Here is a 13850-nt window from a genome sequence, read left to right as displayed (position 1 = left end):
TTGGCTCAAATGTCTCAAAGGCCGTCCGTACGTAGCGCGGCCTGAATCTCAAGGCCGCGGTTTGGCGTGCGCCTGAGATGGGGCGCACGCTACGATCTGTCAACTGGGGAAAGGTGGACGCTGTGAAAACCTGGCGAATCGCACCCTTCGCGGTGATTGTGTTCGCGTCGGCGATGCTGGAGTCTCAGCAGAAGCCGGACTTCACAGGCACGTGGGTCATCGTGACTCCGGCTGACGCGGCGGGGCAGGAGCAGGTGGTGCGGCACACGCCGACGACACTCGCCACGGGCCATGCGTCGGAGGGCGACGGCCACAACGCCTCATACAAACTCGACGGCAGCGAGAGCCGCAACGAACTCACCTCGCACGGCGAACCGATCGTCACCATCTCGAAGGCGGCTTGGGACGGTACTAAGGTGGTCATCACCAGCGCCACCACATATCCCGACGGCCGGAAGATGGACTCGAAACAGACCTGGACCATCGACGCTGAAGGCCGCCTGGTGATCGAACATACCCGCACGCAGGCAGGCCAGCCGCCCATGACGGTCACGATCGTTCATACGAAGAAAACCCAGTAGCCAGTCGGCGTAGTGGCGAAATGTCACAAATGACCGAAATGGCGAAATGCGCACAATCATTGAAGGGCAGAATGCCCAAATGTCCTCGGTGATCAATGGTTGAATCTGCTTCTCCCAGGTCATTCGTCCATTTGCGCGCCTTGAACATTCGCGCATTCAAGCATTCGATCACTGCGCGCATTTCCACCTTCGCTCCTGCGGAGCTACGGCGGACAAGTCGTCATTTCGGTCATTTGTGACATTTGTCCATCACAGCGGACGCCAGGGCGCAGTTTGACAAGGCATCTTATTGTTTGTAAGACTGGCGCCCATGAGACTGCCACCCACTGAACAGTTCATCCTGTCGCTTTTGGCCAACGACGGCGCCAGCTACGGCCTTCAGCTTGTGGAGTCCTCGAAAGGCCGCCTGAAACGCGGCGGTATCTACGTGACCCTCGGCAAGATGGAGGAGAAGGGGCTCGTGTCCTCTTCGCTCCAGGCCGACGGCCGGCGCATCTACGAACTCAAAGGCCTCGGCCACCGCGCTCTCGCGGCCATGGAAATCATGGGAGACGTCAGTGGAGTGAAGCCATGACCGGCCCGCTCTACGGCGTCGTGCGGTGGTTCCTGAGCGTGCTGCCAGTCGATGAGGCCGGCCGGCGCGTCTTCGACGAGACGCTGGCGGACTGGAAGAGTGAGGCAACGAAGGCGTCCGGGCCCCAGGGCTCAGCCACCGTGTCCCTTCGCGCGGTCGCGTCGGTGCTCCGCTCAATCGCGATGATCTCGTCGAAGGAGCTCAGCACTCGCAAAGGGCTCGCCCCGTTGCTGCGCCTGGCGACATGGTCCTTTGTGAGCGTCCTGGTGTTCGTGGCCTTCAATTGGAACTGGTCGATTCCTGTAGAGGGCGTTCAGGTTCAGATCGGTTCCACTGCTGTCTTGTTGGGATCAGTCTCGTCGGTACTGGCGTTTCTGCCACTCGTGGCATTTGTGTCTACGGCGACGGGTCGACGAGGCGGCGCACAGGTTCCCCGCCTTGGCCCGGCACTTGTGGCTGGCCTGGTGATGTTGGGAGCGATGGGCTGGGGCATGCCAGCTGCCAACCAGGCCTGGCGGGAGCTGATGTTTGCGCTGAGCGGAGGGAGCGGCGCGATTTCTCCCGGAATCAACGAGCGATCGATCGTTGAACTGATTGGCATGCTGCCTGGTGAGAAGCTGGGGAAGGTAATTGCCGGCCTGAACGTGAGACTGATGTTCATGGTTGCCGTGCCGGTCATGCTGGTGCTCGGAGTCACCGCGCGCTCCCTGCAAGGCCGGAGGCGAGTCGCTGGAAGCGTGTTGCCGGTCCTGTTTCTTTTGCTGCCGTTCTCAAGCCCCAACACCATCTATGGCCATGTCGGCTGGTGGCCGGCCTTGCTCGCGGCCGCCCTTGTCACCCGCGCGCTTTCGCGGGCCGAACGAGGTGCCGGTCGTGGCGGTCGCGCTTCGGTGGTCGCGTGAAGAGCCGCGGCCTTCCGCCTTCGCTGAAGCTTCGGCGGACCGCCGTAGCCTTGGCGGAGGCTGGTGAGGTTCAGGCCGCGCTACGAAACGCAAGAGAGTCTCCGAAAAGTGCCGGGGCCTTGAGACCCAGGCCGCGCTACGAAATGCCTACATTCCCGAATTGAGACATTCGCCCATTGCAGACATTTCGCCATTTCGGACATTTGTGCCATTTGTCCATTACGCGCGAGCGGTCAGCGCGCGAGCCGGCGAGGCGAGCTCGCTAACGAGAGCGAGCCAGATATGCGAGCGCTCGCTCCACGACGGCGTCGACTTGCGAGCTCGTCGCAGTGAAGTGATTGGCGATCATCGAAAAGACGAGCCGTTCGCCAGACTCGGTGACGAGGAATCCGGAGAGAGAGCGCACGTTTGAGATCGTCCCCGTTTTGGCCTGCACCCGCCCGGCGAGCACGGTGTTGCGCATCCGCAAGCCCAGCGTGCCGTCGTGTCCGCCGACCGGTAGCGCCGCCAGCAGGGGGCCTCGCAGCCGCTCGTCATTCCACACGTGCTTCAGCAACAAGACGATGGCGTCGGCGGAGACGTAGTTGTAGCGCGAGAGACCGGAGCCGTCGTACATGAGGTACGAATCTTCGGGAATGCCCCAAGTGGTGAGCGTTTCGTTCACCACGCGACGACCGGCCGTTGTGCTGCCGCCGCGGCCCGCGCGCTGGCCCAGCGCCTTGAGGATGACCTCGCCGTAGAAGTTCTGACTCTCTTTCAGAAAGTACGCACCGAGCGACGAGAGCGGCAATGAACGACGGGTCGCGATGGTGCGCCGAGCGGTCGTAACCGGCGGTGTTGCCAGCGCATCAATGTCCCAGGCGCCGCCGCGAACGGCTATCCCGCGCGCTTCAAGCGCTGCCTTGAAACCGTTGACGAAGAACTGCGTCGGGTTCTCGATCGCTGCCGTACGAACAACCAGCGCGCGGTCGAGTGGAATGGTTCCGTTTAGCAGAAGGGCGTCGCTGCCGGGCTGACGAAACTGCGACATCGACGGGGTTCCACCGGCCGCGGATGTCGTTACCGTGGACGTGAGCACCAGACCGTGGCCGGACGGGCTCAGTTCGACCTTCGCGGGAGCGCCCACCGTGGCACCCGGCCAGATGCGAATCACGGCTGTGTTCTCGTTGTAGTTGAGGGCGCTCGAGCCGGCCGCGTAGCCATCGCCCAGGTAATCCCAGGCCCAGCCGGGACCGATCACCGTGTCGTCGAACAGGTTGTCATCGCCGATGAGCCGGCCTTCGACGCGCCGGATGCGGGCGGCTCGCAGGCTCTCTGCCCACTCATCAAACAGGGGTGAGGCGCCAAAGTTCTGCGAGTCAATCGACGGGTCTCCGCCGCCTACGACGATGAGGTCACCGGTGAGTGTGCCGTCGGCCACCGTGCCGGCCGCATCCAACTTCGTCTCGAACCGGAAGTCCCAGCCCAACTTCTCGGCTGCCACCGCCATCGTCAACAACTTCATGTTGGACGCCGGTACCACCAGCTTCTCGCTGTTGCGCGTGTAGAGCACGCGTCCATCGGCGAGGGATTCGACCCGCACGGCGAAGGTGGCGCGGGCGAAGAGTGGGTCGTTGAAAATGGCGTCCAGCGCCTCGCGCCGCTCGATAGGGCCGGGCGGTGCTTCAAGCGACGGCTTGTCGCTCCGTAGCTCCACAGGAGCAGAGGCGGACGGCGTTGAAGCGCATCCGGCCATCAGCACGAGCGCCAGGAAGATCGGCGGCCTTCCGCCTTCGCTGAAGCTTCGGCGGACCGCCGTAGCCTTGGCGGAGGCTGGTGAGACCCAGGCCGCCCTACCCACCTTCGCGCTCCGCGCTACGGCGGGCACGCTCTGGATGCCGGACCTTGGACTCTGGACCCTGGACCCTGGACTCACTTCGCGCTCGTGAGTTCCTTGAACAGCCCAAGCGCGCGGTCGAAGTCCGCCGTGGAGACGACCGCCGCGCCCGTTTCACCTGCGCGAATCGCCTGGACGACCGTGCCGACCTTCCGCAGCGTGACGGTTTCGGTCTGCGGGGCGGCGGCATCGCCGAAGCGCGCCGTGATCGTGATGGCCTCGCCGCCCGTGTGGGCTGCGGCCACAAAACTCTCGGCCCTCAGGTTCGACATCGTCATCAGGAAGTCGTCGAACTTGGCAGACTCGAGTTCTTTCGACGCCGGCGCGGTCTGCCACCACTTCTCGAGCGAGGTCTCGCCCTCGGCTTTCTTCTTGGCGAAGGTGTAGGTCTGGCCGCCGAAGGCCACGTCCATGCCGGTCGCGGTGAAGGAGCGGTACGCGAACACGTCTTTCACGCGGAAATCATCGGCCTTCTTGAGCAACTCATCAAGCAGGGCCTTGTCCACGCCGAACACAAGCGGTCGCGACAGATCGCGCGCGAAGAAGTGGGTGTCGTCTTCCTTCTTGCCGATCGCGAGTTCCGCTTTGGTTGAGCCGGCCCCGATGGTGGCCACCACCTGGGGTTTGTCCAAGCCGTATTCCGCAGGCTTTGCCGTTGAGGCGTCGGCTGCGGCGATGCTCGTCATCCGTGCCTGGGCCAGCTGGCCAATCAGCGCATCCACGGCCGCACTGTCGGCGCGCGCGCCGGTGGGCCCGCCAATACGCCAGTCGGTGCCGGCCTTGGCGAGCATGACCCGCGTGGTGCCGTGCGCCAGCATGATGCTGTCAACCGCCTCGCGCGTGAACTTCAGCGCCGACTTTTCCCGCAGGTCGAAAGGTTTGCGATTGAAAGTGTCTTCGAGAAACGCGCCGATGAGGAAGACGCCTGGGGCGTTGTCGAGCTTCGCGTAGAGGTCTCCGCCCGTGGGCGTCTTGTTGCCGATGAGCAGCACCTTCTGCGTGGCATCGCCGGCCGTCTTGAACGCCACCTTGATACGCGCGGGCTCCAGACCAAACGGCGCGACAGTGGCGGGGTTCTCATCGATGACCTTCACTCGTTCGAGTGATTCCAGCGACGAAATCACCGTGGTGACTTCAGCCGTGTCCGCGTCAGCGACTTCAGGGGCAACGAGCGACCATACAGCGTCTTTTCGCGAGACGCGCACAACCTGGGACGTGGCGTTGGTGATTTCCACGTCCTCAATGGTGCCCGCCTGGATCGTAAACACCTTCTCGCGCGCCGGCGTGGCGGTGTCGGCTGCCGGATCGCGTTTCATCTCGACGAAATAGATGTAGCCGCCGAGGCCTGCGGCCACCACGAGCATCAGAAGGAACGACCGCCCGCTTCGCATGTCGCTATCGCCTCGTCCACCACACGCGCACGCCGACACCGATCAGCGCGAGCGGGATGATCACCAGGGCCAGCCAGAAGATGCGGCTGCTCTGGTCTTCGGTCAGTTGAATGCGGCGGTCTTCAGGGTCCTTGGCGCGAATGGCGATCAGGTTTTCCTGCTGCGCCAGCCAGTTGGACATGTTCAGGAACAGGTCGCGATTACCCTGGATGCCGAGCGCACCGTTGGAGCCGAAGTCGGCGTCGCCGACTACCACGAGCCGGGCCTCGGGCTTCGGCGCGGTGGGCTCTGTTGGCGCCGGCGCGGCGGGCGCCTCGCCTGTGACAGCCGCGGCGATGGAAATGGGCCCGGTCTTGTCGCCCGCCTCACCCGGCACGGGTTTGCCCGTCGCGAAGAGCGCCTTGATGTCGCTTTCCGCCCAACTGCGCGGGCTGGTCTGCACCAGGCTCTGCGCCGTCTTGCCCGAGGTGCCGCCTTCAACCGGCGTCACCGATCGGGTCATCGGGTATGCGGTCATCACCCTGAATCCGTCTGTGATCGGATGCGCGGGATAACTCATCGCGAGCGGTACTTCCGGCCCCGCGCCGATGGCGCGACCCATGCCGCTCGCGTCCAGCACGATGTCTGTACCGACGGTGATACCCCATTCATTCGCCAGTGCCATCAGGTTCGGCACGTTCATGCCGCCGGTGGCGTCGGGCGGGTCGAGGAGGAGCATCACTTTGCCTGCCTTGCCAAGGTAGGCACGGAGCAGGTCCATTTCACCCGCCATGTAGTCGCTGGTTGGCCCGGCGATCACGAGCATCGTGGCGTCTTCGGGCACGGCCGCGTCCTGCGCCAGCGCGAGCGGAGCCACCTCGAAGTTGTCGCTCTTGAGCGCTTCGGCAATCTGGCTGTAGCCGCGCGGGTCCGCACCGGCCGAATCACGTTCGCCGTGCCCCTGGATGAAGTACACCTTCTTCGATTTGCCTTCCACCACCTTGATCAGGGCGTTGGTGATCTCCTGCTCGGTGTCCGTGTTGGCGCGTTCGCGCCGCCCGGCGTATTCAAAGACGATGGTGCCGAACTGCGTCACTTCGTACCGCTGCGCTTCGATGGGCTGCTTCTCGACGTCGAAAAACTCCACCTGCAGCTGCGACGAGAGGTACTGATACTCGGCGAGCCGGTCGCGGAATCGCTGCACGTCGGCCGTGCTGTGAAACACCCGGACCGCCACCGGCTGGGTGAGTGATGACACAACCTTCTTGGTCTGGTCTGACAACTCGAACTGTTTGGTCGAGGTGACGTCCCAGCGTTTGTTCTGCCGGTTGGCGATCCAGTTGACGGCGATCAGGATGCCGAGAAACACCACCACGCTGCCGGCCGCGATGGTGCCGTACTTGACGTTGCGCCCCTGGAACGAGCGGGCGATGTCACGCCACTGGCCCAGCGTATAGAGCAGGGTGACGACGAGGCCTGCAATGGCCAGCCGCTGCGACCATTCAATCAGCTCAGGCTGCGTGAAGCGAATGACGACAGCGCCGGCGACCAGCGCCACGCCAAACCATCCGAGGAATCCAATGAGTTTTTTCACGATCAGCCCCTCCACCGTTCAGTGTCCACGGACTTCAGGGTGAGGAAGAGTCCGAAGGTGATGAAACTCAGGTAGTAGATCACGTGTTTGGTGTCGATGACGCCCTTCCCGAAGTCATCGAAGTGCCAGACGATCGACAGGTAGTCCAGCAGGCTCGCCACCGCAGGGCCGGCACTTTGGCCGAGCCAGCTGATGATCCACAGCAGCAGGAAGACCACGAAGGTGGCCGCGCCGGCCACGACCTGGTTCTTCGTCGTGCTCGAAATGAAGAGACCCACTGAGAGGAAGCATCCACCCATGAGCAGCAGGCCGAAGTAGCCGGTCAACACCGGTTTCCATTCGGGGTTGCCGAACACAAACAGGATGCCGATGTAGACCATCGTCACTCCCAGGAGCGCCGCGTAGAAGCCCAGCACCCCGAGGAACTTGCCCAGGATGATCTGCACGTCGGTCACCGGTGAGGTGAGCAACAACTCGATCGTGCCCGACCGCTTCTCTTCCGCGTACGCCCGCATCGTGATCATCGGCAACAGGAAGAGGTTGATGAGCGCCACGTTCTGCAGGAGCGGCCGAATCATGAACTGGTTTACGTTGATCGGCCCGCCACCCTGCTGCGCCTGCATGCTCTGGCCGACGAAGTAGTCCAGATGCGCCAGGAAGAAGTAGCCGAAGAGCAGGGCGAAGAGGCCCATGACGATCCAGCCCATCGGCGAGGCGAAGAAGCCGCGCAATTCCTTGCCGGCGATAGTAAGGACATTACGCATTGGGAGTCTCCTGGTGTGCGGAGGCCGGGTCTTCAGACCCGGCGATGGGGGCCGGGTTTCCGCGATCCTCGGAGGCCGGGTCTTTAGACCCGGCGATTGCCTCATCCGTCGTCAACTGCAGGAAGATGTCCTCCAGGCTCAGTCGCAGGGGCCGCAGTTCGAGCAGGCCCCAACCCTTGTCCACGACCATGCGCGCCACGTCGCGTCGGATGTCGCGCTCGGTGTCGGAGGCCACTTCGAAGCCCACCAACTGTTCGTGACGATCGTGCTCAGACACCTGGCGCACACCGGCGATGGCCGACAGGGCCGCCGCGGCGTCAGCACCAGCGGCGTCCACCTGCACATACAACGTGGCCGATCCCTTCAACTGCTGCGTCAGGTTGTCCGGGGTATCCACGGCCACTACGCGGCCGCGATTGATGATGACCACGCGTTGGCACGTCTGTGACACCTCGGGGAGGATGTGCGTGCTCAGCACCACCGTGTGATTGCCGGCGAGCGCGCGAATCAGGTCGCGCACTTCGATGATCTGTTTCGGGTCCAGGCCCGCGGTGGGCTCGTCGAGGATGAGCACTTCCGGGTCGTGAATCAGCGCCTGCGCCAGGCCGACGCGCTGTTTGTAGCCCTTTGAGAGCTTCGCGCAATGGCGGTTGGCCATGTCCGTGATGTTGGTCTTCGTCATCACGCCGTTGACCCGCGAAATCCGTTCGGACTTCGACACCGAGGCCGGCAACTTGAGCTTCGCTACAAACGTGAGGTACTCGCGCACCGTCATGTCGGGATAGAGCGGCGGCGTTTCCGGGAGGTAGCCGACCCTGCGCTTGGCCTCGATGGGATTCGCGAAGACGTCGTAACCGGCGACCGTGGCCGACCCTTCGGTGGCCGGCATGTAGCCCGTCAGTACCCGCATCGTCGTGGTCTTGCCCGCGCCGTTCGGCCCGAGCAACCCGAGGATTTCGCCCTTTTCGGCCCGGAAGCTGACATCGTCCACCGCCGTGAAAGGCCCGTAGCGTTTCGTGAGGTGTTGAACCTCGATCATCAGTACTCTCCGCGTTGTCAGACGCGACGGCGAGGCCGTCGGTCGATGAATTAAGAGGTTGATCGTAGTCGGAGAGGCCTTTGCGTTCAACTCGACGCCGAAAACGACCTCTGAGGTCGGTTTCTTTTTCCCCTCTGAAGAAAGCAACCGACCTCAGAGGTCGTTTTAGGTACCTATCTTGACATATGAACAAGTGCTCATATATCAATGGGTGGTGAACGCCACCTGCGCCGAACCCCACACCTCAGACCCGGAACTGCTCGAGCGCATCCGGGCCAAGCTGCTGACGGGCCCCGTCCTGATGTCGGTGGCCGAGGTGTTCAAGCTGCTCGGCGACCCCACGAGGGTCCGGATGCTCGACGCCCTGTCACACGGCGAACGGTGTGTGTGCGATTTGGCGAGCCTGGTCAGCCTGTCCGAGTCGGCCGTTTCGCATCAATTGCGGCTGCTGCGCACGGCGAGGCTGGTCCGAGTCCGCCGGACCGGGCGCCTGGCCTTTTATTCACTGGATGACCACCATGTAATCGGTCTGCTCCAGGACACGCGAAAACACGTCATGGAACCCTCGCACTCGAAGAGGGGACACCGTGAGTGACGCCTGTTGTGGCGGCGACGCCTGCTCGCCTGCGGCGCCTCCGCCACCGGCCGCGCGCCTGACCGCCACCATGGCTGCGGGGGGCGCTGCCATCGCCCTGGGTGGCGGCCTCTCCTCGCTGGGATATGACGGCTGGGCCTTCGCGCTCTACGCCCTCGCCATCGTCCTCACCATTCCCGGGCCGGCTCGCAACGCCTGGCGCTCGGTGCAACGCCGTGTGCTCGACATCCATGTGCTGATGGTCATTGCCGTGGTCGGCGCACTCATCCTTGGGGAGTGGCTCGAAGCCGCCACCGTCATCTGGCTGTTCGGCGTTTCCGAGTGGCTCGAGTCACGGACCATGGCTCGTGCCCGCCGCGCGATTCGCGACCTGATGACCATGGCGCCCAGCGAGGCCTTGGTGCGCAGGGATGGAACGGTGACCACCGTGCCTGTCGCGCAGCTCGTGCTTGGCGACATCGTGCTCGTGCGGCCTGGCGAAAAGGTCCCCGTCGACGCCATTGTCGTTTCCGGCGAGTCCGCGCTGAACCAGGCGCCGGTCACCGGCGAGTCGTTTCCCGTCGAAAAGGTGGCGGGTGACAGCGTGTTCGCCGGCAGCATTAACGGCAACGGCTCACTCGATGTGCGCGTGACGCGCCTGGCACAGGACAGCACCATCGCCCGCATCGTGCACATGGTTGAGCAGGCGCAAGCACAGCGAGCGCCGACGCAGACGCTGGTGGAAACCTTCGCGCGACGGTACACGCCCGCCGTGGTCGCCCTGGCCGTATTGATCGCGGTGGTGCCGCCGGTGATCGGCTCGGTGGAAGCGCTGTCGCTGGCAGGCGGGGAATGGGGCACCTGGGCGTATCGAGCCCTGGTGCTGCTTGTTGTCGCGTGCCCCTGCGCGCTTGTGATCTCAACGCCCGTGACCGTGGTGTCGGCTCTGACAGTGGCGGCGCGCGCCGGTGTGCTCATCAAGGGCGGCGCCGGCCTCGAACGCCTGGCCGCGGTCCGCTGCGTGGCCTTCGACAAGACCGGCACCTTGACCGACGGTCGCGTGTCCGTCACGGATGTCCTCGGCGTCAACGGCGCCAGCGCAGAGGACGTGCTCTCGGTGGCCGCATCGCTTGAGGCGCGTTCCGAACATCCCATCGGCCGCGCCATTGTCGGCCGCGCGCGCGATGCGGGTCTGGATGTCACCGCGGGCGAACGGTTCCGCGCGTTGCCTGGCCTTGGCGCTGAGGCGCTGGTGGCCGCGTCCGTGGCCGTCATCGGCAGTCACAGGTTCTTCGAATCGCGCGAGCTTTGCACCGATGCCGTTCACGCGCGCATGGCGGAGATCGAGGCGAGCGGCAGCACGCCGGTGTTCATTGGTCGCGACGGCGCCGCGCTCGGCGTGATTGGGCTTGCCGACCAACCGCGTGCAGGCAGCACCTCAGTGGTGCAGTCGCTGCGTGACGCGGGCGTGGAACATGTGGTGCTGCTCACGGGCGACACGCGGCGGTCGGCCGAGATGATTCGCAAGGCATCTGGCGTTGACGAGGTGTACGCGGACCTGATGCCGGCCGACAAGGTGACGCTCGTGCAGATGCTGCAGCGCGAGCACGGCACGGTGGCGATGGTCGGAGACGGCATCAACGACGCGCCGGCGCTCGCCACCGCCGATGTCGGCATCGCCATGGGTGCTGCCGGCACCGACGTGGCGCTTGAGACTGCGGACGTGGCACTGATGTCCGACGACTTATCCAAGCTGCCGTTCGCCGTCCGTCTCGGTCGCGCCACGGTGCAGACCATTCGAGTGAACGTGGCCATCGCGCTCGGCCTCAAGCTCGCGTTTGTCGCCCTCGCCGCCTTGGGCCTCGCCACGCTCTGGATGGCCGTGCTCGCCGATACCGGCGCGTCCCTGCTCGTGGTCGCCAACGGCCTGCGTGGCACGGGTTTGTTGTCGCGGCGTTCCTCGTAGGGCGGCCTGGGTGTCAGTTTCCTCGTAGGGCGGCCTGAACCTCAAGGCCGCCAAGTTCCGCGGCGTTGAAGTGCACGCCGCGCTACGAAATGCGTGCCCCCGCGCGCGCTACGAAATGCGCGCACCACGGCGCGCTACGAATTTCCGGTCAGTCCGTCAATGACCTGCTGGTCGCTCGCCGACATGAACTCGAACTGAATGCCCATGCCGGCCGCGCGGTCGGACCACACCACGCGGCCGCGCGCTTCGATCTCGGACCTGCCCGGCACTCTGAACTTCACGTCGACCAGGGTCCCCGGACTGAGGGGACTCAGCGTGCGAACGGCCAGGCCGCCCCGGCCAAGGTTCAGCGTGACAGCCGTCGCAATCGTCTGGCCGGCGCGATACGACACCGGAATGCCCAAGGGCACTCGCACGCTCAGTCGGCGATCGAAGCTGGCTGGAAACAGATGGGGCGCGAGCGCGGGTAAAATCTGGGCCGGTGACGCATGTTCGTTGATGTAGCCGGCGATCGGGACGGCCAGCAGCGCGCGGGCGTCGGCCGACGACGCCACACTGCCCGCAAACACGAGTACCGGCCGCGCCATGTCTCCGCGCAGCGTAAGAATCCACGACGGCGCGTCTTCGCGCAGGCCCGCATCAATCAGCGCCAGGCTGACGGGCCGGGCCGAATCCCGCGCGGCCAGGTCGGCCGCCGCCGCAGTGGCCGCCATGACGGGCGTGTGACGTGCCTCGGCCAGCGCCGAGGAAAATCGGTGGCGCACATCGGCATCGCGATGCGCGATCAGAATAATCTTGTCCGGCATCATTTATAATCGCGGTCTGAAGTCGGAGGAGAGTTTATGGTGACCTGCCCGGAATGCGATATCGAAATCAAGATCGACGAAACGGACCTCGAAGAGATGGAGGTCGGCGATCCGTGGGTCTGTGACGGCTGCGCCAGCAACCTTCGACTCGCGTCCATCGATCCGCTCGAATTCGAGTCGGACGATGAAGAAGACGACGATGAAGAAGAAGAGGCAGAGGAAAAGGCCGACGCCGCTGAAGGTGACGACGACGTTGCCGATGATGAAGACGACGACGCCGACGGCGACGACTGGGACGAATAGTCCGTCGCGTTCAGCGTTTATGCGCCAGGCACATCAGTGATGTGCCCACAGGCAGGTTCATGTAGCGCATGACCTGGGCCTCGGCCGCAAGCGCCAGGTCCAGGGTCCGGTTGATGGGCGGTGACGGCACCCGCAGTTCCGCGTCCGACGCCTGTGCCGCGCGGCCCGACCATCGATCGAATGCCCGAACGGCCAGCGTCGCTGGGAACGTCGAGAAGTTCGTGAACGACATCCGGTCAACCGTGAATCCCGCGTCTTCCAATCGGCTGCGCAGCCGGGCCCGGCTGTAGCGGCGCAGTTCGCGCGTCAGCGTCGAATGGGCCCCGTGCAGCATGTCCAGCGCGGCCACATTGACCAGCGCCAACCCGCCGGGCCGAAGCACTCGCGCCATCTCGGCAAGTGCCGCGCGCTCGTCGGCTTCCGGCAGGCAATAGAGCACATCAAACGAGGTGGCCAGGTCCACCGATGTAGACGGCAATGGGAGCGCCGCCACGGTGGCCTGCACGATGAGGCGTCCGTGCGCCCGTGCCACCCCAAGGCCCGTGGGTGAGCGCTCGATGCCCACGACCGGGCCGTACTCGCGAAGCCAGTCCAGGTTGCGGCCGGTTCCCGCGCCACAATCTACGATCTGCCCCAACCGGCGGCCCTCCAGGGCGGCATCGAGCATGATGCGCGCCGAGCGACGCAGGCCCCTGAACCAGAAATGGTCATCCTCGGCACGCGCCGTGGCGGTGAGCATTGCGTCCATGGCGTCCAGGGGGTCAATCGTGTGCATCGGGCTCCATTGTAGGGGGGAGATCGCGATTTCGCTTTCGTTCGTCGTTGACACATCTGGCGTGGGTTTGTAAGCTCGGCAGGTCTGAAAACCTCAATGACGACGTCACGGGAGAATGTGGATGTATCGAGACTCTTTTAGAATCACCTCGGGGGTGCTCGCAGCGGGCGCACTGGCCGTCACCGTTGCCTGCGGCGCCAAGGTTGTGCCGCCGACGCCTGCACCGCCTCCACCACCAGCCGTTGTCGCGGCCCCGCCGCCGCAGGCGCCGCCGCCCCAGACTCCACCACCGCCGCCACCGGTTCCACAGGCTGCGCCTGTGCCGACTGAGGACGAGGTGTTTGCGAGCTGGACGCTGGACGCGCTGAATCAGCAGAAGCCGCTCGATACAGTGTTTTTCGCGTACGACAGCGCGGACTTGAGCGACGCCGGCAAGGCCAGCCTCCAGAAGAACTCCACGTGGATGATGCGTTGGACGTCAACGCGCGTCACGGTGGAGGGGCACGCCGACTCGCGCGGCACGAACGAATACAACCTCGCGCTCGGCGAGCGCCGTGCGGCGTCCGTGCGCGACTACCTCGTGGGCCTGGGCGTGGCCGCCGCGCGCGTCAGCATCGTGAGCAAGGGCGAAGAACAGCCCACGTGCATGGACGAGACGGAAACCTGCTTCCAGGCGAACCGGCGCGGACAGTTCGTAATCACGGCAAAATAAGGGGACGGGTCTGT

Annotated in this window: 14 protein-coding genes; 7 read left to right on the top strand and 7 right to left on the bottom strand. The window is 64.6% G+C overall.

Translation table 11 applies throughout. The features are described from left to right. Positions 1–122: 122 nt before the first annotated feature. The 3 genes from IPL75_19240 to IPL75_19230 all read left to right on the top strand — a co-directional run bounded on the left by IPL75_19240 (position 123) and on the right by IPL75_19230 (position 2057). Complete coding sequence (locus tag IPL75_19240) at positions 123–581, top strand: hypothetical protein (protein ID MBK9242332.1); 459 nt, start codon at positions 123–125, stop codon at positions 579–581. Positions 582–891: 310 nt separating this feature from the next. Beyond that, positions 892–1155 carry a helix-turn-helix transcriptional regulator gene (locus IPL75_19235; protein ID MBK9242331.1) on the top strand — a complete coding sequence of 88 codons (264 nt, stop codon included), beginning with the start codon at positions 892–894 and terminating at the stop codon, positions 1153–1155. Beyond that, complete coding sequence (locus tag IPL75_19230) at positions 1152–2057, top strand: hypothetical protein (protein MBK9242330.1); 906 nt, start codon at positions 1152–1154, stop codon at positions 2055–2057. The genes IPL75_19235 and IPL75_19230 overlap by 4 nt, the downstream gene beginning before the upstream one ends. 262 nt (positions 2058–2319) lie before the next feature. On the opposite strand, the gene dacB is transcribed toward IPL75_19230, so the two are convergent. Genes dacB through IPL75_19205 form a run of 5 tightly spaced genes read right to left on the bottom strand, consistent with a single transcriptional unit; the run spans position 2320 to position 8700 of the window. Next, positions 2320–3924 (bottom strand): D-alanyl-D-alanine carboxypeptidase/D-alanyl-D-alanine-endopeptidase, encoded by a 1605-nt coding sequence (gene dacB / locus IPL75_19225; protein MBK9242329.1) that lies wholly within the window; start codon positions 3922–3924, stop codon positions 2320–2322. A 44-nt stretch (positions 3925–3968) separates the two neighbouring features. Further along, positions 3969–5324: a DUF4340 domain-containing protein gene (locus tag IPL75_19220; protein ID MBK9242328.1), complete on the bottom strand. Its 1356-nt coding sequence runs from the start codon at positions 5322–5324 to the stop codon at positions 3969–3971. 4 nt (positions 5325–5328) lie between these two features. Then, positions 5329–6897 carry a GldG family protein gene (locus IPL75_19215; GenBank protein ID MBK9242327.1) on the bottom strand — a complete coding sequence of 523 codons (1569 nt, stop codon included), beginning with the start codon at positions 6895–6897 and terminating at the stop codon, positions 5329–5331. Between the two features lie 2 nt (positions 6898–6899). Continuing rightward, positions 6900–7661: an ABC transporter permease subunit gene (locus tag IPL75_19210; GenBank protein ID MBK9242326.1), complete on the bottom strand. Its 762-nt coding sequence runs from the start codon at positions 7659–7661 to the stop codon at positions 6900–6902. Continuing rightward, positions 7654–8700 carry an ABC transporter ATP-binding protein gene (locus IPL75_19205; GenBank protein MBK9242325.1) on the bottom strand — a complete coding sequence of 349 codons (1047 nt, stop codon included), beginning with the start codon at positions 8698–8700 and terminating at the stop codon, positions 7654–7656. Before IPL75_19205 ends, IPL75_19210 begins: the two co-directional genes overlap by 8 nt. Positions 8701–9001: 301 nt before the next feature. Between IPL75_19205 and IPL75_19200 the strand changes: the two genes are divergently transcribed. Continuing rightward, positions 9002–9295, top strand: a complete 294-nt coding sequence (locus tag IPL75_19200) for a winged helix-turn-helix transcriptional regulator (GenBank protein ID MBK9242324.1) — start codon at positions 9002–9004, stop codon at positions 9293–9295. Further along, entirely contained in the window at positions 9288–11240 is a 1953-nt protein-coding gene (locus tag IPL75_19195) for a heavy metal translocating P-type ATPase (GenBank protein ID MBK9242323.1), read from the top strand. The genes IPL75_19200 and IPL75_19195 overlap by 8 nt, the downstream gene beginning before the upstream one ends. A gap of 134 nt (positions 11241–11374) precedes the next feature. On the opposite strand, the gene IPL75_19190 is transcribed toward IPL75_19195, so the two are convergent. Then, a complete protein-coding gene (locus IPL75_19190; protein ID MBK9242322.1) occupies positions 11375–12049 on the bottom strand; it encodes a PilZ domain-containing protein in 675 nt (224 codons plus the stop codon). Between the two features lie 33 nt (positions 12050–12082). Between IPL75_19190 and IPL75_19185 the strand changes: the two genes are divergently transcribed. After that, positions 12083–12349, top strand: coding sequence for a hypothetical protein (locus IPL75_19185; protein ID MBK9242321.1), 267 nt, complete (start codon positions 12083–12085; stop codon positions 12347–12349). A gap of 10 nt (positions 12350–12359) precedes the next feature. Here IPL75_19185 and IPL75_19180 read toward each other — a convergent pair whose 3' ends face one another. Continuing rightward, positions 12360–13124, bottom strand: coding sequence for a class I SAM-dependent methyltransferase (locus IPL75_19180; protein ID MBK9242320.1), 765 nt, complete (start codon positions 13122–13124; stop codon positions 12360–12362). A gap of 154 nt (positions 13125–13278) precedes the next feature. Between IPL75_19180 and IPL75_19175 the strand changes: the two genes are divergently transcribed. Further along, positions 13279–13836, top strand: a complete 558-nt coding sequence (locus IPL75_19175; protein MBK9242319.1) for an OmpA family protein — start codon at positions 13279–13281, stop codon at positions 13834–13836. Positions 13837–13850 lie beyond the last annotated feature (14 nt).

It is taken from the genome of Acidobacteriota bacterium (assembly GCA_016716905.1).
GTDB lineage: Bacteria > Acidobacteriota > Vicinamibacteria > Vicinamibacterales > SCN-69-37 > SYFT01.
This window is presented reverse-complemented; position numbering and strand designations above follow the sequence as displayed.